17 protein-coding genes and 2 pseudogenes are annotated in these 26,254 nt (G+C 68.0%); 12 read left to right on the top strand and 7 right to left on the bottom strand.

Annotated features, from left to right (window positions below):
- The first annotated feature begins 71 nt into the window (after nucleotides 1–71).
- From A5753_RS01305 to A5753_RS01285, 5 genes and pseudogenes are all read left to right on the top strand, one after another.
- On the top strand, nucleotides 72–791 hold the full coding sequence (locus A5753_RS01305) for an MBL fold metallo-hydrolase (RefSeq protein WP_067122353.1): 720 nt from the start codon (nucleotides 72–74) through the stop codon (nucleotides 789–791).
- A gap of 70 nt (nucleotides 792–861) precedes the next feature.
- A pseudogene (locus A5753_RS01300) lies at nucleotides 862–1,715 on the top strand (hypothetical protein).
- Nucleotides 1,712–2,407 (top strand): crotonase/enoyl-CoA hydratase family protein, encoded by a 696-nt coding sequence (locus A5753_RS01295; protein WP_067122346.1) that lies wholly within the window; start codon nucleotides 1,712–1,714, stop codon nucleotides 2,405–2,407. The pseudogene A5753_RS01300 and the gene A5753_RS01295 overlap by 4 nt, the downstream one beginning before the upstream one ends.
- Before the next feature lie 60 nt (nucleotides 2,408–2,467).
- The gene (locus A5753_RS01290) at nucleotides 2,468–4,909 is read left to right on the top strand and encodes a molybdopterin oxidoreductase family protein (protein WP_067122343.1); all 2,442 of its coding nucleotides are present in this window, start codon (nucleotides 2,468–2,470) and stop codon (nucleotides 4,907–4,909) included.
- Nucleotides 4,906–5,385: a hypothetical protein gene (locus tag A5753_RS01285; RefSeq protein ID WP_067122340.1), complete on the top strand. Its 480-nt coding sequence runs from the start codon at nucleotides 4,906–4,908 to the stop codon at nucleotides 5,383–5,385. Before A5753_RS01290 ends, A5753_RS01285 begins: the two co-directional genes overlap by 4 nt.
- An 83-nt stretch (nucleotides 5,386–5,468) precedes the next feature.
- Here the strand turns inward: A5753_RS01285 and cynS are convergent, their stop codons facing one another.
- Complete coding sequence (gene cynS, locus A5753_RS01280) at nucleotides 5,469–5,948, bottom strand: cyanase (RefSeq protein ID WP_067122337.1); 480 nt, start codon at nucleotides 5,946–5,948, stop codon at nucleotides 5,469–5,471.
- 134 nt (nucleotides 5,949–6,082) lie between these two features.
- Between cynS and recC the strand changes: the two genes are divergently transcribed.
- From recC to recD, 3 genes are read left to right on the top strand one after another with little or no spacing between them, the layout of a single operon-like run.
- Nucleotides 6,083–9,385, top strand: a complete 3,303-nt coding sequence (gene recC / locus A5753_RS01275; RefSeq protein WP_067122334.1) for an exodeoxyribonuclease V subunit gamma — start codon at nucleotides 6,083–6,085, stop codon at nucleotides 9,383–9,385.
- On the top strand, nucleotides 9,385–12,687 hold the full coding sequence (recB, locus tag A5753_RS01270) for an exodeoxyribonuclease V subunit beta (protein ID WP_067122329.1): 3,303 nt from the start codon (nucleotides 9,385–9,387) through the stop codon (nucleotides 12,685–12,687). Before recC ends, recB begins: the two co-directional genes overlap by 1 nt.
- A gap of 11 nt (nucleotides 12,688–12,698) precedes the next feature.
- Nucleotides 12,699–14,396 carry an exodeoxyribonuclease V subunit alpha gene (recD, locus tag A5753_RS01265; RefSeq protein WP_067122588.1) on the top strand — a complete coding sequence of 566 codons (1,698 nt, stop codon included), beginning with the start codon at nucleotides 12,699–12,701 and terminating at the stop codon, nucleotides 14,394–14,396.
- Here the strand turns inward: recD and A5753_RS01260 are convergent.
- Both A5753_RS01260 and A5753_RS01255 read right to left on the bottom strand, forming a co-directional pair.
- On the bottom strand, nucleotides 14,389–14,970 hold the full coding sequence (locus A5753_RS01260) for a phospholipase D-like domain-containing protein (protein ID WP_067122327.1): 582 nt from the start codon (nucleotides 14,968–14,970) through the stop codon (nucleotides 14,389–14,391). The two genes, recD and A5753_RS01260, sit on opposite strands and share 8 nt — an antisense overlap.
- Before the next feature lie 13 nt (nucleotides 14,971–14,983).
- Complete coding sequence (locus A5753_RS01255) at nucleotides 14,984–16,102, bottom strand: DUF2235 domain-containing protein (protein WP_067122324.1); 1,119 nt, start codon at nucleotides 16,100–16,102, stop codon at nucleotides 14,984–14,986.
- A gap of 131 nt (nucleotides 16,103–16,233) precedes the next feature.
- On the opposite strand from A5753_RS01255, the gene A5753_RS01250 reads away from it, so the two are divergent.
- Together A5753_RS01250 and A5753_RS01245 are read left to right on the top strand one after the other, a co-directional pair.
- Nucleotides 16,234–16,965, top strand: coding sequence for a TVP38/TMEM64 family protein (locus tag A5753_RS01250; protein ID WP_067122585.1), 732 nt, complete (start codon nucleotides 16,234–16,236; stop codon nucleotides 16,963–16,965).
- 85 nt (nucleotides 16,966–17,050) lie between these two features.
- A pseudogene (locus tag A5753_RS01245) lies at nucleotides 17,051–18,414 on the top strand (HNH endonuclease signature motif containing protein).
- 35 nt (nucleotides 18,415–18,449) lie between these two features.
- Here A5753_RS01245 and A5753_RS01240 read toward each other — a convergent pair.
- Together A5753_RS01240 and A5753_RS01235 are read right to left on the bottom strand one after the other, a co-directional pair.
- A complete protein-coding gene (locus tag A5753_RS01240) occupies nucleotides 18,450–19,403 on the bottom strand; it encodes a class I SAM-dependent methyltransferase (RefSeq protein ID WP_067122582.1) in 954 nt (317 codons plus the stop codon).
- Between the two features lie 8 nt (nucleotides 19,404–19,411).
- Complete coding sequence (locus tag A5753_RS01235) at nucleotides 19,412–20,365, bottom strand: class I SAM-dependent methyltransferase (RefSeq protein WP_067122321.1); 954 nt, start codon at nucleotides 20,363–20,365, stop codon at nucleotides 19,412–19,414.
- Nucleotides 20,366–20,533: 168 nt separating this feature from the next.
- Between A5753_RS01235 and A5753_RS01230 the strand changes: the two genes are divergently transcribed.
- Together A5753_RS01230 and A5753_RS01225 are read left to right on the top strand one after the other, a co-directional pair.
- Nucleotides 20,534–22,909 carry a lysylphosphatidylglycerol synthase transmembrane domain-containing protein gene (locus A5753_RS01230; protein ID WP_067122318.1) on the top strand — a complete coding sequence of 792 codons (2,376 nt, stop codon included), beginning with the start codon at nucleotides 20,534–20,536 and terminating at the stop codon, nucleotides 22,907–22,909.
- A gap of 310 nt (nucleotides 22,910–23,219) precedes the next feature.
- A complete protein-coding gene (locus tag A5753_RS01225; RefSeq protein ID WP_067122315.1) occupies nucleotides 23,220–23,897 on the top strand; it encodes an LpqN/LpqT family lipoprotein in 678 nt (225 codons plus the stop codon).
- Nucleotides 23,898–23,999: 102 nt separating this feature from the next.
- On the opposite strand, the gene A5753_RS01220 is transcribed toward A5753_RS01225, so the two are convergent.
- Both A5753_RS01220 and galT read right to left on the bottom strand, forming a co-directional pair.
- Nucleotides 24,000–25,100: a galactokinase gene (locus A5753_RS01220; RefSeq protein WP_067122312.1), complete on the bottom strand. Its 1,101-nt coding sequence runs from the start codon at nucleotides 25,098–25,100 to the stop codon at nucleotides 24,000–24,002.
- Entirely contained in the window at nucleotides 25,097–26,200 is a 1,104-nt protein-coding gene (galT, locus tag A5753_RS01215) for a galactose-1-phosphate uridylyltransferase (protein WP_067122309.1), read from the bottom strand. The genes A5753_RS01220 and galT overlap by 4 nt, the downstream gene beginning before the upstream one ends.
- Nucleotides 26,201–26,254: the final 54 nt, after the last annotated feature.

Raw genomic sequence — 26,254 nt, 5'->3', positions numbered from 1 at the left:
GTACCGGCCTAATCGGCTCCGAAACGGCGGTGTCGGTGGGCCCCTTGCGGTCGGGGTCCTAGTCTGTTCACGTGCCAGAGGACCGGCTGTATTTCCGACAACTGCTCTCCGGTCGCGACTTCGCCGCCGGCGACATGTTCGCGACGCAAATGCGCAACTTCGCTTACCTGATCGGCGACCGGCAAACGGGGGACTGCGTGGTCGTCGACCCGGCCTACGCCGCCGGCGACCTGCTCGACGCGCTGGAGGCCGATGGCATGCACCTGTCCGGCGTGCTGGTGACCCACCACCACCCCGACCACGTGGGTGGCTCGATGATGGGGTTCGCGCTGCCGGGGCTTGCCGAGCTGCTGGACCGGGCACCGGTGCCGGTGCCGGTGCACGTCAATACCCATGAGGCACTGTGGGTTTCGCGCGTCACGGGGATAGGTCTCGGCGACCTGACGTCCCACGAGAATCACGACAAGATCAGCATCGGCGAGATCGAGATCGAGTTGCTGCACACTCCCGGCCACACGCCGGGAAGCCAGTGCTTTCTGCTCGACGGCCGCCTCGTCGCCGGTGACACGCTGTTCCTGGAGGGCTGCGGGCGAACGGACTTCCCCGGTGGGGACTCCGAGGAGATGTACCGCAGCCTGCAGCGGCTCGCGACCCTGCCCGGTGACCCGACCGTGTTTCCGGGTCACTGGTATTCGGCGGAGCCCAGCGCGTCGCTCGCGGAGGTCAAGCGTTCCAACTACGTGTATCGGGCAGCGGACCTCAACCAATGGCGGATGCTGATGGGCGGCTGAGGCCGTATCGCTCGGTCACGACCAGGCGGCGAGGGCACCGCCCCTGTGATATAAGCGGAGGGTGGATTCCATGGGTTGGATCCAGGACAGCTGGCATGATGTCACGCACGTCGGGTCCGACACCTGGATAGCGTGGGCGGCGTGGGCGGCAATCGTCCTGGCAGTCATCACGCTGATCTTCACGAACAGGCAGATCACCCGGAATCGCCGCGCGGCGGCCGAGCAGACGCGTCCTCAGGTCGCGATGTTCATGGAGCCGCATTCCGCCGACTGGCACGTGATCGAACTCGTGGTCCGGAACTTCGGGCGGACCGCGGCCTACGACATCGGTTTCTCCTTCGCCAATCCCCCGACCGTCGCCGAATACGAGAACGCCACCGACGGCTACGCCGACGTCGTCGAACTGCGGCTCCCCCGCGAGCTGCCGATGCTGGCGTCCGGCCAGGAGTGGCGCATGGTGTGGGATTCCGCGCTCGACCGCGCCGAGATCGGTAGCGGCATCGAATCGCGCTTCACCGGCACCCTGACCTACTACGACCGGCCCGATCGAGCGCGCGGCCGGCGGTTCTGGGAGCGCGAGCGTTCCCCGCTGCACACCGACGTCGTGCTGGACTGGGATGCCCTGCCCCCCGTCCAGCGCATCGAATTGATGACCACCCACGATTTGGCGAAGCGGGAGAAGGAGAAGCTGGAGCTGTTGCGCGGCCTGCTGACCTATTTCCACTACGTCAGCAAGGAAACCCGGCCCGAGGTGTTCCGCAGCGAGATCGAACGGATCAACGCGGCGGTGCGGGAAACCCAAGACAGATGGCGCACACGCCAACTCGACGAACCCACCGATGTCAGCCTGCGCTGGAGTAACGCCGAAAACGACCTGGGCAAACACCACAGCCAGCCCGCCTGACGGCAAGGAGTAACCGATGAGCGCCCCGGTCCACTACGGCACCAAGGACTCCATCGCCGTGATCAAGATGGACGATGGCAAGGTCAACGCGCTGGGCCCGGTCATGCAACAGGCCCTCAACGATGCGATCGACCGGGCCGAGGCGGACGACGCCGGAGCGCTGGTGATCGCCGGCAACGAACGCGTGTTCAGCGGCGGCTTCGACCTGAAGATCCTGACTTCCGGTGAGGTGCAGCCCGCGATCGACATGCTCCGCGGCGGATTCGAGTTGGCGTATCGCCTGTTGTCCTATCCCAAGCCGGTGGTGATGGCGTGCACCGGCCATGCCATCGCGATGGGGGCGTTCCTGTTGTCGGCGGGCGATCACCGGGTGGCCGCACACGCCTACAACATTCAGGCCAATGAGGTCGCGATCGGCATGGTCATTCCCTATGCCGCGCTGGAGATCATGAAGCTGCGGTTGACGCCATCGGCCTACCAGCAGGCCGCCGGGCTGGCCAAGACGTTCTTCGGTGAAACCGCCCTTGCGGCAGGCTTTGTCGACGAGATCGTACTGCCCGAGGTGGTGATCGACCGCGCCGAAGAGGCCGCACGGGAATTCGCCGGCCTGAATCAGCGGGCGCACGCCGCCACGAAACTGCGCGCCCGCGCCGACGCCCTGGCGGCCATCCGCGCCGGCATCGACGGGATCGAAGCCGAATTCGGAGTGTGAGCCGCGCAAGGGCCTTGGCCCGAGCCGGTTTGGGGGGCCGCTGCCGGGGAAGACAGCGGAATGGCCATCGATCGCATCGCGAACCCCTGGGGAACGCGAACTCCTTACGAACCCGGCACGCGGTGGCCGGAACGAGTCGACACCTACCTGGCCGACGGAGTCAGCGCCGAGTCGGTTGACCGCTGGGTGCAGTCGGCCGCGGTGTTGCACTCCAACGGTGACGGCCTGGACATCGCCGTCAAGGACGGGCGGATCGTGGGCGTGCGCGGGCGCGCCGTCGACCGGGTCAACCAGGGGCGGCTCGATCCGAAGGATCTGTTCGGCTGGCAGGCCAACGCCTCGCCCGACCGCCTCACCACACCGATGATCCGGGTCCGCGGCGAGCTGAAGCCGTGCGACTGGGACACCGCCATGCAACGGATCGTGGACCGCACCAAGGACTTACTCGCCAGCTACGGCCCCAGCTCGATCGGGTTCTACACCTCCGGGCAGCTGTTCGCCGAGGCGTACTACACCCAGGGTGCGATCGCACACGGGGCGATCGGCACCAACCACGTCGACGGCAACACCCGGCTCTGCACGGCGACGGCCGCCGAGGCGCTCAAGGAATCCTTCGGTTGCGACGGGCAACCGGGGTCCTACACCGACGTAGACCACGCCGACGTCATCGCCTTGTTCGGGCACAACGTCGCCGAGACGCAGACGGTCCTGTGGGCGCGAATGCTGGACCGGCTGGCCGGCAACTCGCCGCCGTCGATCGTCTGCGTCGACCCTCGGCTGACGCCGGTGGCCCGGCATGCCACGGTTCACCTGGCGCCGCTGCCGGGCACCAACGTGGCGCTAATGAACGGTCTGCTGCACGAGATCATCGGCCACGGCTGGATCGATCAGGACTACATCGACACGCACACAGTCGGTTTCGACGAGCTGCGTAGCCGGGTCGAGGAATTTCCGCCCGAGCGGGCTGCCGATATCTGTGGTGTGGCGGCCGAGGACATCCGGCGGGCGGCGCGGCTGCTCGGCAAGGCTAAGCGGCTGATGTCAACCGTGCTGCAGGGCTTCTACCAGTCCCACCAGGCCACCGCGGCGGCCGTGCAGGTCAACAACATTCACCTGGTGCGCGGCATGCTCGGCAAGCCGGGCTGCGGGGTGCTGCAGATGAACGGGCAGCCGACCGCGGAGAACACGCGCGAGTGCGGGGCCGACGGGGACCTGGCCGGCTTCCGCAACTGGTCCAACGACTCTCACGTCGAAGAATTGGCGAAGTTGTGGAATCTCGAGCCGCTGCAGATTCCGCACTATGGTCCGCCGACGCACGCCATGCAGATGTTCCGCTTCGCCGAAGAGGGCACGATGCGGATGCTGTGGGTCACCGCCACCAATCCCGCGGTATCGTTGCCGGAGCTGCGGCGGATCCGCGACATCCTGTCGCAGGAACGGCTGTTCCTCATCGTGCAGGACATTTTCATGACGGAGACCGCCGCGCTGGCCGACGTGGTGTTACCCGCCGCGGCGTGGGCGGAGAAGACCGGCACCTTCACCAATGCCGACCGGACCGTGCACCTGTCCGAAAAGGCAGTTGACCCACCGGGTTCCGCGCGTTCGGACCTCGACATCTTCCTGGACTACGCGCGCCGGATGGACTTCCGCGACTCCGACGGCCAGCCGTTCCCGCCCTGGACGGATCCGGAATCGGCGTTCGAGGCTTGGAAGAAATGCACCGCGGGGCGGCCGTGCGACTACACGGGCCTGACCTACGACAAGCTGCGCGGCGGCAGCGGCATTCAATGGCCTTGTAACGCAGAGCATCCCGACGGCACCGAACGGCTCTACGCCGATGCGAAATTCTGGGCGGCCCCGGACTATTGCGAGGCATACGGCAAAGACATGATCACGGGCGCCCCATTGCAACCCGACGAATACCGCTCGATGAACCCCTTCGGCAAGGCCATCATCAAAGCGGCCGAGTACGTGCCCCCGCACGAGCAGCCGAGCTCCGAGTACCCGTTCGCGCTGATCACCGGACGCACCGTCTACCATTTCCATACCCGCACCAAAACCGCTCGGGCACAGCAACTTCAGCGGGCTGCCCCGGAGGTCTGGGTCGAGGTGTCCGACCGCGACGCGCAGCGGCTGGGCATCGAAGAAGGCGATCTTGTCGAGGTGAGCACGCCCCGCGGCTGCGTGGTGTGCGCCGCGCGCATCTGCGGCATCCGCGAGGGCGTGTTGTTCGTGCCCTTCCATTACGGCTACTGGGACACCGACGGCAAGGCTCACCACCGGGCCGGCAACGAAATGACGCTCACCGATTGGGATCCGGTGTCCAAGCAGCCGATCTACAAGACCGCCGCCGCCCGGCTGCGCAAGGCTCGGGTGAGGCCGCCCGGCCGAAATGGGCGCGCGCCGACGACCGCGGCGTCGGCCAATGGATCTGTGCCCGCGACGGTCGATGGCGCGATGGCCAGCGTCACCGAAGTCGTCGCCGGGGGAGGCCGGCCATGAAGCTGAAGTTGGCGATCCGCGAGCTGCATCGCTCCGAACGCAAGCTGGCGCACGAGCTCAACGTGGTGGCGGCGCGTCACCACAGTGACCAGGACATTCACCACCTCGCGCGCGACATGTCCCGCTGGTCGCAGAATCATGTCAGCGAGCTGGCGCAGCACGGGCGTCACTATGGTCTGCGCCTGTCCGCGGACCCGCGCACCGGCGCGATCACCGGTTTTCTGCAGTCGCGGATGAGTGGCCTGCTGCGACACCGGCCGGAGCCCGGTTTGGCACTGCTCGCCGACCTGCGCCGGATTCACCGGCTGTCGGCGGGGGTTTCGCTGGATTGGGAGCTGCTGGCGCAGGGCGCGCAGGCCGCAAAGGATTCCGAACTGCTGAGCCTGTCGTCGCGCTGCCACCCCGAGACGTTGCGGCAGATGCGCTGGGCCAACGCGATGCTCAAAGAGCTATCCCCACAGGTCTTGATGAACTAACGGCGAACGCGGTGGCCGCCGCTGGCCGCCACCGCGTTCACTTCGCCTCCTCGACGCTAGTCTGACACGCCCGCGACGCGCCGTCACTTCATTTTGGCGTCCTCGCTTGAGCCGTCCGCCTCGACCCATTGATAGGGAAGGAACTTCCCGTCGAAAGTCACCACGACCCGATCACCGGACGGGTGCGGCTTCTTCTGTACGTCGAGGCTGAAGTTGATCGCGCTCATGATGCCGTCGCCGAACTGTTCGGCGATCACCTCCTTGAGGGCGCCGCCGTACACCTGCAGGGCTTCGTAGAAGCGGTAGATGGTCGGGTCGGTAGGAACCGCGGCGGGCAGCCCGCCACGCATCGGGGCGGCAGCCAGCACCGGCGCCACCGAATCGTCCAGCTTCAACTTCGAGGCCAGAACCTTGGCCTGCTCCACCGGGATCGGATGCTGGCCGAGCAATGCCGCCGTGGTCCACATGACTGGCCTACCGATCGCGTCGGCCAGCTGTTGCCACGTCAGCCCCTCCCGGAGCCGGGCAAAAACAACCTGTTCGGTGACTTCGGTTCTGTTCATAGCCCCCAAGCATGCCTGGCTGGCCCTCACAGCGGCGCGGTCACCAGCGACCGGCGTCGCACGGCACCCATTCCAAGCGGTCGCACCCGTAAGCGCCCACTCACGTCGGTGTCCGGGTTTATCGTGACAGCGCAATGCCGCTTCATCTACACCGCGCCGAGCGCACCGATCTTCTGGCCGACGGTCTCGGCGCCCTGCTGGCCAACCCGCTGCTCGACCCGTTCGGCACCGAACTCGTCGTCGTGCCGGCGCGGGGCGTGGAACGCTGGCTAAGCCAGCGGTTGTCGCACCTGCTCGGTGCGCGTGGCGGTGACGGGGTGTGCGCCGGGGTGGCGTTCCGCAGTCCGGGCTCGTTGATCGCCGAGGTCACCGGCACGTCCGACAACGATCCCTGGTCGCCGGACGCCATGGCCTGGCCGCTGCTCGAGGCGATCGACTGCTCGCTGGACGAACCGTGGTGCCGCACGCTGGCCCTGCATGTGGGCCACTTCCACACCGGCGCGGAGGCCGAGCTGCGCCGGGGCCGCCGATACGAGGTGGCGCGACGGCTGGCCGGCCTGTTCGACTCCTACGCGCGCCAGCGCCCGCAATTGCTCGTCGACTGGGGCAACGGCGACCCCGGCGAGCTTGACGAGGACCTGCGTTGGCAGCCCGAGCTGTGGCGGGCACTGGTGGCGAGAGTCGCCGCCGACCCGCCGCATATCCGGCACGCCAACACCATCGCGCGACTGCGAGAGGCGCCCAGCGAGCTGCCGCCTCGGCTGTCACTGTTCGGGCACACCCGGTTGACGCGCACCGATATCGAGCTGCTGGAGGCCGTGGCCACCCACCACGACCTGCATCTGTGGCTACCGCACCCGAGCGAGGAGCTGTGGCGCGCGCTGGCCGGCACCCGCGGCGCGATTCGCCGGCGCGACGACGTCAGCCACCGCGCGGTGTCCCACCCGCTGCTCGCGACGCTGGGACGAGACCTGCGGGAGTTGCAACGCAGCCTGCCGGCGGATCCGGTGACCGACGACTATCTGCCCGGCGACGAACGCCCGGACACGCTGCTCGGCTGGTTGCAGTCCGACATCGCCGCCAACGCCGTTCGCCCCCTTGGCCGCACGATGCGAGCCGACGACCGATCGGTGCAGATTCACAACTGCCACGGCCCGGCCCGCCAGGTCGATGTGCTGCGCGAGGTGCTGCTCGGCCTGTTGCAGGACGACCCGACGCTTCAGCCGCGCGACATCCTGGTGATGTGCCCGGACATCGAGACCTACGCGCCGCTGATCATGGCCGACTTCGGCCTGGGCGACGTGGTGCACGGCGCCCATCCCGCCCACCAGCTGCGGGTCCGGCTGGCCGACCGCTCACCGATCCAGACCAATCCACTGCTGGGCGTGTCCGCGCAACTGCTCGCCCTGGCGGCCGGACGGGTGACGGCCAGCGAGGTGCTCAACCTGGCCCAGTCCCCGCCGGTGCGGGCCCGGTTCGGGTTCACCGATGACGACCTGGAGGCCATCACCCGCTGGGTCCGGCAGGCGAATATCCGGTGGGGGCTGGATCAGGAGCATCGGCGGCCCTACCACGTCGACTTCGTGCACAACACATGGCGCTTCGGCATCGACCGAATACTGGCCGGCGTCGCGATGTCCGATGATTCGAACGCATGGATCGACGCGACGCTGCCGCTGGACGACGTCAGCAGCAACCGCGTCCAATTGGCCGGCCAGTTCGCCGAATTCGTCGCGCGGCTGCAACACGTCCTCGATTCGCTTTCCGGAACCCGCCCGCTGACCGAGTGGCTGGCCTCGCTCACCGAGGGCATCGCGCTGCTGACGCGCGTCCGCGATGCGGACGAATGGCAGACCGGTCAGATGCAACGCGAGTTCGCCCAGACGGTTGCGCAGGCCGGGTCCCGGGCCGGCACCGCGCTGCGGCTGCCCGACATTCGCGCGCTGCTGACCCACCGCCTCGCCGGTCGCCCGACGCGGGCCAACTTCCGCACCGGCACCCTGACGGTGTGCACCATGGTGCCGATACGCTCGGTGCCACACCGGGTGGTGTGCCTGGTCGGGCTGGACGACGGGGTGTTCCCGCGGCGCGGAATCGTCGACGGCGACGACGCGCTGGCCCGATGTCCGATGACCGGGGAACGCGACATCCGTTCGGAGGACAGGCAACTGCTGCTCGACGCGCTCGGCGCGGCCACCGAGAAACTGGTGATCACCTACACCGGCGCCAACGAATATTCGGGCCAGCCGCGCCCCCCGGCGGTGCCGCTGGCCGAACTCCTGGACACCCTCGACATGACCAGCCCGACCAAGGTGCGGGACCGCATCGTCGTCGAGCATCCGTTGCAGCCGTACGACATTCGCAATGTCATCCCCGGCAGGCTCGTCGGCGACGTGCCGTTCAGTTTCGACCCCACGGTGTTGCGTGCGGCGCGCGCGGCCACCGGCGAGCACCGCGAACGCCCGAAATTCATCTCGGCACCGCTGCGGTCACCGCCGGCCGGCGACGTCATCCTCGCCGAACTGGTCGGCTTCTTCAAAGATCCGGTGAAGGGCTTCTTCCGCGCACTGGAATTCACGCTCCCCTATGACGTCGACGGCGTGCAAGACGCCATGCCGGTTGACATCGACGGCCTCGAAGAGTGGACGGTCGGCGATCGGATGCTGGGCGACATGCTGCGCGGAATGACTCCGGACGACGCGCGGCAGGCCGAGTGGCGGCGCGGCACGCTGCCGCCGGGCCAACTGGGCTGGCGCAAGGTCACCGAGATCCGCGACCAAGCCGCCCTGTTGGCGCGCGAGGCGCTTGGCCATAGGCAAGGGCACGGCCACGCCGGCGCCGCCGCATACGATGTCGACATCGACCTGGGCGGCGGGCGGCGGTTGACCGGCACGGTGTCGCCGGTGTATGGCGATCGCACGGTGTCAGTGACGTATTCGCGCCTGGACGGCAAACATCTGCTCGAATCGTGGATCCCGTTGCTGGCCTTGGCCGCCCATGATCCCGGCCGGGACTGGTCGGCGGTGTGTGTCGGCCGCATGCGCAGGGGCGCCAGCACCCGGGTCGAGGGGCTGGGCCCGCCGCACGACCGTGCGCAGGCCGTGCAGGTGCTGCGCGAGCTGGTGGCGATCTACGATACCGGTCGGCGTGAGCCAATCCCGTTGCCCATCAAGACATCCTATGCATGGGCAGCCGCTCGGTACGGCGGCGACGACCCGGTGACCGAGGCGCGATACCGATGGAAATCCACCGACCGCGTTCCGGGCGAGGATCAGGCCCCGGCTCACGCGCGGGCGTGGGGCAAGGGCGCGGCGCTCGACGAGCTGATGCAGCCCGTACGTCCGGGCGAGGAGTGCGACGGCGAGGACACTCGGCTGGGCGCCTACGCCGCGCGGGTCTGGCTGCCGATGCTGCGCGCCGGGAGGAAACCCCACTGATGGAGCGCTTCGACCTGCTGGGTGCGCTTCCCGCCGAGCGCTCCACCACCGTGCTGGAGGCCAGCGCGGGAACCGGGAAGACTTTCGCGCTGGCCTCTTTGGTGACGCGGTACCTCGCCGACGGTGCCGCGACGCTCGACCAGATGCTGCTCATCACGTTCGGCCGGGCCGCGAGTCAAGAGTTACGCGAACGCGTCCGCTGCCAAACGGTAGATGCTGTACGAGCTTTCGCCGATCCGTCGACCATCGGCGACAACCAGGTGGTGGCATACCTGCTGGACGGCACCGACGAGCAGCGCGCGGCACGCCGACAGCGCCTTCGCGACGCGCTGGCCGGCTTCGACGCGGCGACGATCGCCACCACCCATCAGTTCTGCCAGCTGGTGCTGCGCTCGCTCGGCGTGGCCGGGGACACGGCGGCCAGCGTGACGCTGCTCGACAGTCTCGACGACCTGGTGACCGAGATCGTCGACGACCTGTATCTGGCGCACTTCGGCCAGGAGCGCGACGACCCGGCGCTGCACTACCGCGAGGCGCTGCGGCTGGCGCGAGCGGTGGTCAACAACCCGTCGACCGAGCTGCGGCCGCGCGACCCGGACCCCGATTCACGCGCTGCCGCCAGCGTCAAATTCGCCAAAGAGGTTCTGGCCGAGCTGGATACGCGCAAGCGCCGACTGGGCGTCCTGGGCTATGACGATCTGTTGATCCGCCTGGCCGACGCGCTGACCACCGACGACTCCCCCGCCCGGCTACGCATGCACCAACGCTGGCCCATCGTCATGGTCGACGAGTTCCAGGACACCGACCCAGTGCAGTGGCAGGTGATCGACCGGGCCTTCAGTGGGCGCTCCACCGTGATCCTCATCGGTGACCCGAAACAGGCTATCTACGCGTTTCGCGGGGGTGACATCGTGACCTACCTGCGGGCGGCCGAGACGGCCGGTGAGCGCAGGACGCTGGACACCAACTGGCGCAGCGACTCCGCGCTGCTGCAGCGGCTTCAGGTGGTGCTGCGCGGCGCCCAGCTCGGTGACCCCGCAATCGTGGTGAACGACGTCGACGCACACCACCGTGGTCATCGGCTCGCCGGCGCACCGCACAACGATCCGTTCCGGCTGCGCGTGGTCGCACGGAAGGCGTTGGGGCGCCGCGGTGTTCAGAACCTACCGATCGATGAGGTGCGCGAGCACATCGGTGCCGATCTCGCGTCGGACATCCGCGCCTTGCTGGCCAGCGGGGCGACGTTCGCCGGTCGACCACTGCAGGCCCGCGACATCGCCGTGATCGTGGAGAAACACCGCGACGCGCAGGCATGCTTCAAGGCCCTCTGCGCGGCGGGCGTCCCGGCAGTGTACACGGGCAACTCCGACGTGTTCACCTCCGAGGCCGCCGAGGATTGGCTGTGCCTGCTGGAGGCCTTCGACCAGCCGCACCGGCCGGGGATGGTGCGCGCGGCCGCCGCGACGATGTTCTTCGGTGAGACCGCCGAATCGCTGGCCGCCGGCGGTGACGCGCTCACAGACAATGTCGGGAAAACCCTGCGGGAGTGGGCCGGTCATGCCCGCGAACGCGGTGTCGCGGCCATCTTCGAGGCCGCTCAATTGCTGGGCATGGGCAACCGGGTGCTCGCCTGGCGGGGCGGCGAGCGGCACATGACCGACCTGGCGCACGTCACCCAGCTACTGCAGGAGGTCGCGCACCGCAACCACTACGGCCTGCCCGCGCTGCGCGATTGGCTGCGCCGGCAGCGTGACGAGCGCAGCGGCGCGCCGGAACGCAATCGCCGGCTCGACAGCGACGCCGCGGCCGTGCAGATCATGACCGTCTTCGTCAGCAAGGGCCTGCAATACCCCATCGTGTATCTGCCGTTCGCGTTCAACCGCAACACTCAGGACAGTGACGTGGTGCTGTTCCACGACGAGGACGGCGCGCGCTGCCTGCACGTCGGCGGCAAGGACAGCCCAGACTTCAAAGCCGTTGAGCGGCTGGGGCGTAAGGAGGACGCCAGCGACGACAGCCGATTGACCTACGTCGCGATGACCAGGGCCCAGTCCCAGGTGGTGGCGTGGTGGTCACCGGCGTACTACGAACCCAACGGCGGCCTGTCGCGGCTGCTGCGCGGTCGCCGGCCCGGCGAGCCGGTGGTGCCGGACCGGTGCGAACCCGCCAGGATCTCCGACGACGATGCCATGGCCCGGCTGCGCGAGTGGGAGGCGGCGGGCGGGCCGGTCATCGAGGAATCGGTGGTGGCGCCTGCCCCGCCGCTGCCCGCCCAGCTGATGCCCGATCGTCTGGGGAACCGCCACTTTCACCGCGGCATCGACACCGGTTGGCGGCGCACCTCGTATTCCGGTTTGATCCGGGCGGCGCAGACCAGCGGGGTGAGCAGCGAACCCGAAATCGGTGAACTCGACGACGAAGCCGGCGACATTCCATTGGCGTCGGCGGTGGCCGGGCCGGACGTGCCCTCGCCGATGGCCGACCTGCCGGCGGGCGCCAAATTCGGCACCCTGGTGCACGCCGTGCTGGAGACGGCCGACCCGTTGGCCGAGGACCTGGCCGCCGAGCTCGAGACGCAGATCCGGGCCCACTCTGCATGGTGGCCGGTCGCCGTGGCCCCCGACGAGCTGGCCGCGGCGATGGTGCCGATGCACGACACGCCGCTGGGCCCGTCGACGGATGGCAGGACGCTACGCCAGATCGGGTTGCCGGACCGGTTGCGCGAACTGGACTTCGAGCTTCCCCTGGCAGGCGGTGACCGTCCTTCGACGGCGCCCGAGGTTCGGCTCGCGGATGTGGCGCCGCTGTTGCGCGCGCATCTGCCGGATGACGATGTGCTGGCCGCCTATGCCGACCGGCTCGCCGAACCCGGCCTCGGCGATCAGTCGCTGCGCGGATACCTCACCGGGTCGATCGACGCCGTGCTTCGCATTCCCGACGGAGCGGGGCACCGCTACGTGGTGGTGGATTACAAGACCAACCGGCTCGGAGACCCGGAACGACCGCTGACCGCCGCCGACTACGACCGATCACGCATGGCCGAGGCGATGTTGCACTCGGACTATCCACTGCAGGCGCTGTTGTATTGTGCTGTGCTGCATCGGTTTTTGCGTTGGAGGTTGAGCGATTACGATCCGAGCCGGCACCTCGGCGGCGTCCTCTACCTGTTCGTGCGGGGCATGTGCGGCGCGCGGACGCCCGTGCTCGACGGCCACCCGGCGGGCGTGTTCGACTGGCGGCCGCCCTGGCCATTGATCGCGGCCCTGTCGAATCTGCTCGATGCCCAGGGGGTGGCCGCGTGACGGTGGAAGTCATGTCCGCGACCGGGCTGCTGCGCACGTTCAGCGACGCCGGTGTATTCGAACCCGCCGATATCCATGTGGCGCAACGACTTACCTCGCTCACGGGCGAACCCGACGAGCGCGTGGCGCTCGCGGTCGCCCTGGTGGTACGCGCGTTGCGGGGCGGTTCGGTCTGCGTCGATCTGCGCGCGGTGCACGACCAGTTCGACGAAGCCGACCTGCCCTGGCCCGGCACCGATGACTGGATGGCGGCGGTGCGCGCGAGTGCGTTGCTCGGGTCGCCGCCGGTGCTGCGGTTGTTCGGCGACCTGCTGTATTTCGACAGGTATTGGCTCGAGGAAGAGCAGGTGTGCGCCGACCTGCTGGCCCTTTCGGTGGCCCCCGCCGACATCGAACCGGCGAGCTACGAACGGCTTTTCGGCCCCGGCTATGAGGAGCAGCGGGCGGCCGCCGAGATCGCGGTCGCGCAGGCGCTGACCGTGCTGACGGGTGGCCCCGGCACCGGCAAGACCACCACGGTCGCGCGCCTGCTCGCCCTGCTGGTCGAACAGGCGGAGCGGGCCGGCCTGCCGAGACCGCGGATTGCACTGGCCGCACCGACCGGCAAGGCGGCGGCACGGCTGGCCGAGGCGGTGGCCGCGGGAAGCCAGGAGCTCACCGCGGCGGACAGGGCGCGGCTGACCGGCCTGCCCGGAACCACGCTGCATCGCCTCCTGGGCCCCCGGCCGGATACGTCGGTGCGCTTCAAGCACAATCGCGGCAATCGACTACCGCACGACGTCATCGTGGTCGACGAGACGTCGATGGTGTCGTTGACGATGATGGCCCGGCTGGTCGAGGCGGTCCGGCCGGACACCCGGCTGATTCTGGTCGGTGACCCCGACCAGTTGGCCTCGGTGGAAGCCGGTGCCGTGCTCGCGGACCTGGTGGACGGATTGGCCGCCCGCGACGACGTGCGGGTCGCGGCCCTGCACACACCGCACCGATTCGGCACGTCGATCGGCGCCCTGGCCGAGGCGATCCGGGTCGGCGAGGCGGACCGTGTCGTGCAATTGCTGGCTGCCGGCGGTGAACACATCGAGTGGGTGAACACCGAGCGCCCGGCCGAGCGGCTGCGTGGGGTGCTGGTCGCTCACGCGCTGCGGCTGCGCTCGGCCGCGCTGCTGGGCGCGGCGGCCGAGGCGTTGGCGACGCTGGACGAACACCGGCTGTTGTGTGCGCACCGCGAGGGACCCTACGGGGCGACGCACTGGAACACGCAGGTGCAGAAGTGGATTGCCGAAGCGACCGGCCAGCCGGCCTGGTCGCAGTGGTACGCCGGCCGTCCCTTGCTGGTGACGGCGAACGACTACGGGCTGCGCCTCTACAACGGCGACACCGGAGTGACCGTGGCCGCCGCCGACGGCCTGCGTGCCGTCGTCGCCGGCGCCACCGGGCCGCTGAACTTCGCGACCAGCCGCCTCGGCGAGGTTGAGACGATGCATGCCATGACCATCCACAAGAGCCAGGGCAGCCAGGCCGACGAGGTGACGGTGCTGATACCGCCGGAAGATTCGCGTCTGCTGACGCGAGAATTGTTTTACACGGCGGTGACCCGGGCGAAGACCAAGGTCCGGGTGGCGGGCCCCGAGGCATCGATCCGCGCGGCGCTCCAACGCCGGGCGGTGCGCGCCACCGGATTGCGGCAACGGCTGCGGTCGGTCAAGTAGCGGCAGGGCCACCCTGGGGTGCGCTTCCGGACCCAGCCCGCGCGGCCATCTGCTTGAGCATGCCGTCGTGGATGATGTCGATCCGCGAGCGAGCTTCCGCGCACACATATGGGTCCCGGATCACGGTGAGTTGGTTGTCCTGCTTGGATTCTCCGCCGGTGGACCAGTTCGTGGAACCGGTGATGACGTCGACGCCGTCGATGATCACCATCTTCAAGTGCATGATCGCCGACTTCTCACTGTGACCGATCGCGATGCTGTTGCCGACCTTGTCGTTGAGCCATGGGGCCAGCAGAGCGTGTTCGGACTTTCCGGCGGCCTGCGTGGAGTCGAGACTCATTTGTACATAGATCTTTTCGTCGTTCAGCGCCGACTGGAGCACCGCATTGAGTTCGGTGTCGTCGTAACCATACATCGCCACGACGATGGTCTTGTCGGCCGAGCTCAACAGGGCCTTGAGCGCTTGGTGCACCTGATCGACCGGACTGTAGAACGTCCTTGTGTCGTCGGGATAGCCCGGGGGGAAGGGCGCGGCTTTGTATTGGTCCAGCTCGGTCAGCGAACTCAGTGCCATGGCGGTTGCTCCTTCACAACGCGGGAGACATCCAATCTTTCGGGTCGGCGGACAGCCGTTGCTGCTCGTCGGTCAGGTTCGGTAAGTAGCCCGGATTGTCACGACGGCGCGCCAACACGCTCGGGTGCACCAGTGCGTCGGGGTTCATCGGCCGACGCCGGCGTCCGACCAGGTACCACAACTTCCCGTTGTTGTGGATCGGCGCGTACGCAAAGTCTTCGGTCACCGCGCACTGCCGCCGGTAGGCCGTCGCGTCGATCGCCAGTTCGTCGGTGATTCCGTCGACGATCCATTTCAACGCAATCGCGGCAAGCCGGTGGTCGGGCATAAACGTGCCGCCGACGTCGGCGTGCACACCGGGGAACCAGCGTTCCTCGAGGCCCTGCGGGTGCCGTTGGATGAGATATTCACGGTACGGCCGGCGTCGCTCGTCGATCGAGACGGCGTGGCGGATGCGGGCCACGTTGGGCAGCGAACGCGTGTAGGGCCATCGCAGGCTGCCGAACCGCAGGAAGCCGGCCGCCTTGACGGTGTCCCACAGTCCGAGATACGCCACGGGCACGGCGTAGTGCCACACCTGGTTCGGACTGTTTTGGCGCACCACGGAAAACAGCGGCTCGCCGTCGGTGCGCCAGCAGAACGCGCGGGCGAACTCGGCCCAGCGGTCAAACTCATCCTGTGTGAAAGGCCGGTTGATGGCGTACTTCTCGACCGCGTAAGGCAGCAGGTTCTCCGAACCCGGCCGCATCAGTCCCGGCCGCAGCAGCATGCCCGCCAACGCGCGCGCCGTGTAGGCGCCGCGGCTGAAACCGAAGATGTACACCGCGTCGCCGGGACGCCAATGCTCCATCACATACCGGTATGCCTGTGCGACATTGTCTTTCAGGCCTGCACCGAACGCCTTCTCGATCAGCAGCGACACCGAGCGCCGCACCGCCGAGTGCGCGGCGGCCGGCGCCAGCGTGCCCACACCGGGGTCATAGTAAACCAGTTGAGTGCTGGGATCGTTCTTGTCGAGCAGCTCGAAAAGCTTGGCGACATTGGTGAGGTTGCCGGCTCCTATCTGGTTCGCGGTGCCGTCCAGGCAGACGACTATCCGCTTGCCTTTCGGCGGCACAGGCTGCTCGGTCATCGGGGAAGGCCTCTCACCAGAATTCGACTCCCTGATATGCGGCACTCTACGACGACCGCGCCCGCACCGCGGCGTGTTGAAAATCCCCGGCGGGGATGAGCGAGCGGCGGTGCGGAACAATCATGGTCAACATGGACGACACCGACGGTCCGCCACCGACATCGCGACGGTCCCACATCGTGCGGCTGGCCGTGTTCGCCGGGTTTCTGGGCGTGGTCTTCTATCTGGTGGCCGTCGCGCGGGTGATCAACATCGACGAGATCCGTCGCGTGGTGTCCGTGACCGGACCGGCGGCACCCCTGGCCTACGTCGTGGTCTCGGCGGTCGTGGGCGCGTTGTTCGTTCCGGGCTCGATACTGGCCGCGGGCAGTGGGTTGCTGTTCGGTCCGCTGCTGGGCGTCTTCGTGACGCTGGGCGCGACGGTGGGCACCGCGATCGTCGCGAGTTTCGTCGGGCGGCGCGCCGGCCGCGACAGCGCACGCGCGCTGCTGGGTACGGCGCGCGCCGATCGCATCGACGCCCTGATCGGACGCGGCGGACTGTGGGCGGTCGTCGGCCAGCGCTTCGTCCCCGGCATCTCAGATGCGCTGGCCTCGTATGCGTTCGGCGCGTTCGGAGTTCCGGTGTGGCAGATGGCCGTTGGCGCGTTCATCGGCTCGTCCCCGCGCGCCTTCGCCTACACCGCGCTGGGCGCTTCGATCGGGAACCGGTCGTCACCGTTGGCCTACGCGGCGATCGCGGTGTGGTGCGTGAGCGCCGTCGTCGGCGCGTTCGCCGCGCATCGTGGCTACCGAAAATGGCGCGGGCACGCACCCGACGACGAGGGCAACGGTGCGCCGGAGCCCGATTCGGCAGCGCGCTAGCCGCCGTTAAATCCCTTGTGCCACTTTGGTTTCAGTGGCTACAAAGCCGCGATTCTTGTCGGTGGTGCTTCCTACGATTTGAGGCATGGGTTCGAGCAGCCGTGAAGAGGTCGTCGATGTTCTCGACGCGCTCGACGACGACGTGGACCGCCTGTGCAAGTTGACTTTTGAGGCGCTGACCACCCCAGAACGACTGCGCGCACTGGAACGCATGGAACGCGTCGCGCGTCGCCTGCGAGCACCACAGCACGTCCTGATCAACCAAGTCGGTGCCCAGGCCGGCGACGCAGAACTGGGCGGCACGTTGCGCTCGGCGCTCGCCGATCGGTTGCGCATCACCAAGGCCGAGGCCGGGCGGCGCATCGACGAGGCCGCCGACCTCGGCGAACGTCGGGCGCTCACCGGCGAACTGTTGGCGCCCAACTTGGCCGCAACGGCGGCCGTCCAACGCAAGGGGCTCATCGGCGATGGGCACGTGCGGGTGATCCGCGGCTTCTTTGCTCACCTGCCCGCCGCGGTCGACCTGCCGACCCGCGAGGCCGCCGACGCCGACCTCGCTGCCAAGGCGGGCGGGTATCGTCCCGATGAACTGGCCAAGTACGCCCAACGCATCATGGACTGGCTCAACCCCGACGGGGACTTCAGCGATACGGAGCGCGCCCGCAAGCGCGGCATCACCATCGGCGACCAGCAGTACGACGGGATGTCGCCCATCACCGGCTATCTGACGCCTGAGGCGCGGGCCACGATGGAACCGGTGCTGGCCAAGCTGGCCGCTCCCGGTGCGTGCAACCCGGAGGATCACGCACCCTTCGTCGACGAGCTACCGATGAGGACGCGGTCCGACGCGATACCCGCAGCCAAGCCCAACGCAATCACGACGGACTGCTGGCCGGGTTGCGCGCCTTGATGGCCTCGGGCGAGCTGGGCTGCCACAACGGCCTACCCGTCTCGATCGTGGTCACTACCACGCTGCAGGATCTGGAATCCGCCACAGGCAAGGGTTTCACCGGTGGCGGCTCTTCGGTGCCGATGTCGGATCTGATTCGCATGGCCAGCCACGCTCATCACTACCTCGCGATTTTCGACAACGGCTGGGCCCTGGCGTTGCAGCACACCAAGCGGCTGGCGTCGCCGGCACAGCGAATCATGTTGTACGCCAAGAATCGTGGCTGTACGAAACCGGGCTGTGACGCACCGGCGTATCACAGCGAGGTCCACCACGTCCAGGGCTGGACCGCCACCCGTCGCACCGACATCGACGGCCTCACCCTCGCCTGCGGACCGGACAACAGACTTGCCGAAAAGGGCTGGACCACTCGCGCCAATGCCCGAGGCGAAACGGAATGGATCGCGCCTCCGCACCTAGACCATGGGCAACCGAAGACAAACGCATTTCATCACCCCGAACGATTCCTGCGCGGCGGGGACGACGATGAACCCGGTTGACATTGGCGCAGAGTGCTTTCGGCGCCGTCGGTCCGCTAGCTCGTCGTCCGTTGCGCTGCCACGAACAGATTCCCGGGCACGTAGGCCCGGACTTCCTCGGGCGCTGCGCGACCATAGCCGGCCATCAACTCGCCGGCCGGTGTCACCGTTACATCCCAGCCGTGGCGGCCGAACCATTCGCCGACATCCTCGCGTTCCTCGAAATACCAGAGCTCGTCGGTCCGGGGTATCTCACGGTCCGGATCCACGTCGGCCATCAGCCCGCGGATCCGGTCCATCCGCTCACGGCGCTTGGCGCGGGCCTGCGGGTCGAGGAACGTCGGACCCAATGCCTCCACGGCGACCCGGCTGCCGGCAACGGTCAGCCCTTGAATGCGGTCGAACAGTAAATCTTGGGCCGCCGCCGGCAGATACGGCATCAGCCCCTCGGCCGACCAGACACTGGGCGCGGAGATGTCAAAACCCGCCTGTTGCAACGCAGCCGGCCAATCCTGGCGCAGGTCCACCGGCACCGCGACGCGGTTGCAGGCGGGCGTTGCCCCATGCTCGGCCAACGTGGACGCCTTGAAGTCCAGCACCCGGGTCTGGTCGAGCTCGTAGACCGTCGTGCCCGCCGGCCAAGGCAACCGCCAGGACCGCGCGTCCAGGCCGGCCGCCAGAATCACGGCCTGGCGGATGCCCGCGCCGGTGGCCTCGAGGAAGAACTTGTCGAAAAACGCTGTGCGCGAAGCCATGTAGCCGACCATCGACTGCATCTGCAGCGGCAACGTCGGCTCGGCTTCGATGATCTCGGCCGGTAGCTGCGCCGCGGAATGCCAGTTCCACACGCCGTCGCCGGCGGCATCCAGGAACACCTGGGCGAATGGATCTGTGATCAACGGGTTTTCGCTGCGGGTCTCCGCCGCACGGGCCGAGGCCACACCCAGCGCGGTCGCCCCCACGCTTTCGGTGATCTCCCAGCTGTCGTTGTCGGTTCTGGCTCCGCTCATTTCTCCGGTCACGCTTCCTTTCTGGTCCGCTGCGCCGCGACGAACAGCGTCTGCGGAGTGGCGTCGTCGATGTCTTGTGGTGGTCTGCGGCCGTAGCCGGCCATCAGCTCCGGCGCCGGGGTGACCGTCACGTCCCAACCATGGCGGCCCAGCCAGTCACCCACGTCTTCGCGTTCCTCGAAGTACCACAGGTCTTGCACGTCGGGAATGTCGCGGTCCGGATCCAGATCGGCCATCACGTCGCGCACCCGCTGCATGGTCTGGCGCTGCCGGTCGTGGGCGCCCTCGTCGAGGAAGTCGGCACCGGGCGCCTCCACGGCGATCCGGCTGCCTTCCGCGCCGAGTGCCTGCACCCGCTCGAACAACAGCTCTTGTGCGGCAGCCGGCAGAAACGGCAACAACCCCTCGGCCGACCACACGCTGGGCGCCGAGGCGTCAAATCCCGCCTGCTGCAAAGCGGACGGCCAGTCGTGGCGCAGGTCGGCGGGAACGTTGACCAACTCGCAGGTTGGCTGGGCACCCTTGTCGCGCAGCGTCGCGGCCTTGAAGTCCAGCACCCGCGGCTGGTCCAACTCATACACCGTGGTGCCGTCGGGCCAGGGCAGCCGCCAGGCCCGCGAGTCCAGCCCCGCCGCCAGGATCACCACTTGGCGCACGCCCGCGCCGGTTGCGTCCAGGAAGAACTCGTCGAAGAACGCCGTCCGCGCGGCCATGTAGTCGACCATCCCCTGCATCCGCGGCTTCAGGTCCGGGTCGATCTCGGCGATCTGGGCGGGCAGATTGGGAGCCGCGAACCAGTCCCACATGCCTTCTCCGGCGGCTTGCAGGAACACCCGCGCGAACGGATCGCGGATCAGCGGGTTCTCACTCTCGGTCTCCTCGGCCCGGGCCGCCGCCACACCCAGCGCTGTGGCCCCCACGCTCTCGGTGATCTCCCAGCTGTCGTCGTCCGTCCTGGCCACGCCGCTGCCCCCCAATTCGCTAGCACGCCTACCTATCCGACCCTACGCGTGCCGGATGAGCGGGAGCTGTCAACGAACCGGGTATTTACGTTAACTTGTCGGCGGGCAATTCAGCAGGCGGTAAGCGAGGTGTCAGCGGTGCCGGGCAATCCGAAGGATCGTTAGTACATGCGAGTTGACGGGCGCGACATCTTCGTTTCCGGCAGCTTGCTGCAGCCGTTGACCCGGCGGACCAATGACATCCTGCGGCTGGTGCTGGCCTCGCTGTTCTTGGCGCTGGTGATCACGGGTTCGTTGATCACCCGGCCGCAATGGATCGCGCTGGAGAAATCCGTTTCACAGATCGTCGGCGTCTTGTCACCGACGCAATCCGACGTGGTGTATCTGGTGTACGGGTTCGCGATCGTGGCTTTGCCATTCGTGATCCTCATCGGTCTGATCGTCGCGGGGCAGTGGAAAATGCTGGGCGCGTATGCCGCCGCGGGCTTCGGCGCGATTCTCTTGTTGTCGATCAGCGCCAGCGGCATCGCGTCACCACGATGGCACTTCGACGTTCACGATCGGCTCAGCACCGTTCCGGCGCAATTCCTCGACGACCCGCGCTGGATCGGGATGCTGGCGGCGGTGCTGACGGTCTCGGGCCCGTGGCTGCCGGCGCGCTGGCGGCACTGGTGGTGGGCGCTGCTGCTGGCCTTCGTCCCCATCCATCTGGTGATCAGTGCCATCGTCCCGGCGCGCTCATTGGTGGGCCTGGCGGTGGGGTGGATCGTCGGCGCGCTGGTCGTGCTCGTGGTCGGCACTCCCGCGCTCGAGGTGCCGCTGGAGGCCACGGTGCGTGCGCTGTCCAAGGGCGGCTTCGCCGTCTCGCGGCTCACGGTGGTCCGGCCGGCCGGCCGCGGCCCGCTGATTCTTTCGGCCGACGGCGAACATCTCGGGGAGACGGTGCTGATCGAGTTGTACGGCCCGCACCAACGCAGCGGTGGAGCGCTGCGCCAACTCTGGGAGAAGCTGAAGCTGCGCGACGTCGAAACCGCACCCCTGGTGACGTCCATGCGCCGGGCCGTGGAACATCGCGCGTTGATGGCGATCGCCATCGGTGAAGTGGGCCTGGCCAACACGGCGACGGTCGCCGTCGCCCCGCTGGACCGGGGCTGGATGCTGTACTCGCACCGGCCCCCCGGCGGGACGCCCATCGAGGAATGCGCGGCGACGACTCCCGTTGCAAGGCTTTGGGAATCGCTGCGAGCCCTCAATGACCGCCGGATCGCCCACGGCGACCTGCGCAGCCACCACATCACGGTGGAGGACGACACCGTGGTGTTCGGAGGATTCGGCAACGCCGAGTACGGGGCGACCGACGCCCAACTTCAATCCGACATTGCGCAGCTGTTGGTGACTGCCTCCGCCCTCTACGAGCCGCAGTCCGCGGTGAGCGCGGCGATCGAGGTGTTCGGCAAGGACACCATCCTCGGCGCTTCCCGCCGGCTCACCAAAGTCGCTGTGCCGCGTCACATTCGGCGGTCCATACCGGACTCTGGGACCGTCATCTCCGGCGCGCGGGCCGAGGTCAAGCGCCAAACCGGCGCCGACCAGATCAAGCCTGCGACCATCACCAGGTTCACCCGCAGCCAGATCGTGCAGCTGGTGCTCTTCGGCGCGCTGGTCTATGTCGCGTACCCCTTCATCAGCACGGCACCGACGTTCTTCTCCCAACTGCGGACGGCGAACTGGTCGTGGGCGCTGCTGGGGCTGCTGGTGTCGGCGCTGACGTATGTCGGTGCGGCCGCCGCGTTGTGGGCCTGCGCCGACGGCATGGTGAACTTCTGGACGCTGTCAATCGCGCAGGTGGCCAACACTTTTGCCGCAACCACCACCCCGGCGGGCGTCGGCGGTCTGGCGCTGAGCACGCGGTTCTTGCAGAAGAGCGGCTTGTCGGCGATGCGGGCCACCGCGGCGGTGGCCCTGCAGCAGTCGGTACAGGTGATCGCGCACCTCGCGCTGCTGGTGCTGTTCAGCGCCGCCGCCGGGGCCTCGATGAACCTGCGGCATTTCGTCCCGAGCGCGACCCTGTTGTATCTGATCGCGGGGATCGCGTTGGGCATCGTCGGCGCGTTCCTGTTCGTGCCCACGCTGCGCAAGTGGCTGGCGACCGAAGTGCGCCCCAAGTTGAACGAGGTGGTGACCGATCTGGTCAAGCTGGCACGCGAACCGCGGCGGCTGGCCCTGATCTTGCTGGGTTGTGCGGGCACCACTCTCGGCGCAGCGCTGGCGTTATGGGCCAGCATCGAAGCGTTCGGTGGCGGAACGACTTTCGTTGCCGTCACCGTGGTCACCATGGTCGGCGGGACGCTGGCGTCTGCCGCTCCAACGCCCGGCGGCGTCGGAGCGGTCGAAGCGGCGCTGATCGGTGGCCTGGCCGCGTTCGGTGTGCCGGCGGCCGTCGGCGTGCCCTCCGTCCTGCTGTACCGGGTGCTGACCTGCTGGCTGCCGGTGTTCGTCGGCTGGCCGGTGATGCGCTGGCTGACCACCAACGACATGATCTGAGGAGCTGATTCGGAGTCGGCCCGAGCCACCATGAGAACCGTTGCGGTGCACACGCTTTGGCCCGGCCGCGGTGGTCAAAGCCCGGCAGGTGGTAACCGTCTCACCCCCCGCGATCCCTTCGACGGTACCGACTGCATATCGCCGTAGTCCTGTGGCGCTTTGGGCGACGAATTTGATATTGACCGCCGGTTCAGTGGCGCCGCAGCATAAGGCAGGAAAAAGATTTTGGCAAAGCGGCGTGATATTTCGGCTACTGTCATCCCACCACGGCTGGCGCAGGTACCGGCCCAATTTTCGGGAGATTGGATCGATGAAACATTTGACGCTAGCAACCATTTCTGTGGCGCTGAGTTTGGCGCTCGTCGCTTGCGGCAGCGACAACAAATCCGGTGAAAAAACGTCGACGACCGCCCCGACGACGACGACGTCGTCGTCAACATCGTCGACGACGAGCGCGGCACCGGCGGCCAAAGCCAAATACACCATCGCCGACTACGTGAAGGACAACAACATCTCCGAGACGCCAGTGCACCACGGCGATCCCGGCCCGAACGTCGACCTGCCGGTGCCCGCGGGCTGGCAGCTCAACCAGAACTCCGGCACCTCCTACGGCGGCATCGTGCAACTCCAGCCCACCACTCCGTCGGATCCGCCGACGGTCTCTGCCCTGTTTTCCAGGCTGAGCGGCAATGTCGACCCGGCGAAGCTCATCCAATCCGCGCCGGGCGAGGTGCAGAATCTGCCCGGGTACCGGGGCCAGGGTGACGGGTCCGCGTCCACACTCGGCGGTTACCAAGCCTGGCAGATCGGCGGCACGTACCAGCGCGGCGGTCAGACCCGTGCAATCGCACAGAAAACGGTGATAATTCCCAGCCAGGGTGCGGTCTACGTGCTGCAGCTCAACGCCGATGGGCTGGAGGCCGATCAAGGCCCGTTGATGGACGCGACCAACATCATCGACGACCAGACCACCATCAGCGCCGGCTGAAGCCGGATGCGCGCGGCCGCGGAGGCCGGCAGGCTCCGCGGCTTCGCCGCATCGCTAGCTGCGCAGCCGCGTCGGCTCCACGGTGTCTCGGCACCGACGCCTTCACGCAAGCCCCGCACCCGCGGCCGCGCGGGTCCGGGTGACGATGGGTTGCTCGAAGCCGGCGTCGGCCGCGGCGCACCGCACTGCATCGTCGACCGTATCGACACGGTCCCCCGGCACGAGGGCGATCACACAGCCGCCGAAGCCGCCGCCAGTCATCCGCGCGCCCAGCGCGCCCGCGCGCACGGCGGTGTCGGCGATCAAGTCGATGCGTTCGGTGGTGATCTCGAAGTCGTCGCGCATCGAGGCGTGCGAGGCGGTGAAGATTCGCCCCGCTTCGGGAAAGTCCGAGTCACGCAGCGCCGCAACGCAATCAAGGACGCGCCGGTTCTCGGTGAGCACGTGGCGGGCCCGGCGGGCGTCGACGGGGTCACGCACGCCGGCCAACACGGCGAGGCCTTGCCCGGCCGCGGTGTCCTGCAGCTCGCGCAGCGACGACGCCGACAGATCGGCGGCCGCCCGCTCGCAGGACGCGCGCCGTGCCGCGTAGTCGCCGCCGGCGTGGGTGTGACGCTCCCGGGAGTCGATCAGCAACAACGCGACACCCGCTGACTCCGGGTCGAAAACCACCGGGGTGACGGTGAGGTCGGCGAAGTCGATCAGCACCGCCGTCGCGTCCCGGCCAAAGAGCGCCGCGATCTGATCGAGCAAACCCGTTGGCGCGCCTACGTATTCGTTCTCGGCGCGCTGAGCCAGCCGGGCCTGTTCTGCTGCGTCGATGCGGATACCGGCGGCCGAGGCGATCGCGCCCAGCGCCGCGCATTCCAGCGCCGCCGAGGAGGACAGGCCCGATCCCATTTCCACGCCGCTGGTGATCGACATCGTCCCGCCGGGCACCGGATGACCGCCCTGGCGCAGCGCCCACACCACCCCGGCCACGTAGGCAGCCCAGCCGGCCACCTCGCCGGGAGCGGTACCAATCCGAACCCGCACCGGGCGATCGGCGCGGTCGCTGACAACGGTGATCGCGTCGTCGTCGGCTGGGGTGAATGCCGCGACGGTCCGCTGCGGTAGTGCGATGGGCAGCGCGAAACCCAGGTTGTAGTCGGTGTGTTCGCCGATCAGATTGATCCGCCCCGGCGCGGCGTAACGGGTCGTCATCGCAGTTCCCGCAGCAGTCGGGCCACGCTCTCCGGAGTGACGTCGCCGATGAAGGCGTCCATCGCCGATTCGGAGGCCGCCAGGTACTTCAGCTTGGTGGCGCTGCGCCGGATGGACATCAGTTCGACGTGGAAGTAGCCCTCGGCCTGAGCCGCGGTGTCGGCGTATTGGTGCAGCGCCGAAATGTAGGGCAGCGGTGTGGAATACATCCGGTCGAAACGTCCGAGCACGTCGAGGTAGAGGGCCACGAACGCGTTCACTTCGGCCCCGCTGAGTTCGGTCAGGTTGCGCACGAACCTGTTCGGGTAGATGTGCACCTCGACCGGCCAGCGCGCCGCGAACGGCACGAAGGCGGTGAACAGCTCGTCGCGCGCGATGATGCGCCTGCCGTCGGCGACCTCACGCGCCAGCAGATCACCGAAGAGGTTGGCGCCGTGCCGTTTTCGATGCCGGCCCGCCTGATCCAACATGGTGGAAGTGCGTGGCGTCAGGTAGGGGTAGCCGTAGATCTGACCGTGCGGGTGGGTCAGCGTCACCCCGATTTCCTCGCCCCGGTTCTCGAAGCAGAACACCTGCTCGATCCCCGGCCGGGCCATCAGGTCGGCGGTGCGATGCCGCCACGCCTCGACCACCAGCCGCGCGTGCGCGGGCTCCAGCTGGGCGACGGACCCGATGTGGTCGGCGGAGAAACAGATGACCTCGCAGCGGCCATGGCCGGGCGCGGTCACGAAGCCGTCGTCGCCGGGCACGGGTGCGGTGGCGGGCAACGCCGGCAGCGCGCCGGACAGGCTCGGGAATCGGTTTTCGAACACGACGACGTCGTAGTCGGGAGCGGGCACCTCACTGGTCAGCCCGGTCGGGCCCGGACAAAGCGGGCACGACTCCGGTGGCGGCTTATAGGTGCGGTCCTGGCGCAGCGCCGCGATGATCACCCACTGCCCGGTGGATCGGTCGAACCGCAACTGCGACTGCGCGACGGGCTCAGCGGCGCGCGGCGGCAACGGCCGGCGATCTTCGACCGGCGCCGGACGATGCCCGGGCAGCGCGAAGAACAGCAGGTCGCGACCGTCAGCCAGCTTCGCGCGCGTGGGCGGAGTCACGATGTCGAAGACTAGCTTGTGCCGATTTTCGGGTAACTATGTTGGGTAAGCGCA

The sequence above is a fragment of the Mycobacterium sp. 852002-51971_SCH5477799-a genome (assembly GCF_001667145.1).
In the GTDB taxonomy this organism is placed as follows: domain Bacteria; phylum Actinomycetota; class Actinomycetes; order Mycobacteriales; family Mycobacteriaceae; genus Mycobacterium.
The sequence above is the reverse complement of the archived record's forward strand: the minus strand, read 5'-3'. Positions and strand labels throughout refer to the sequence as shown.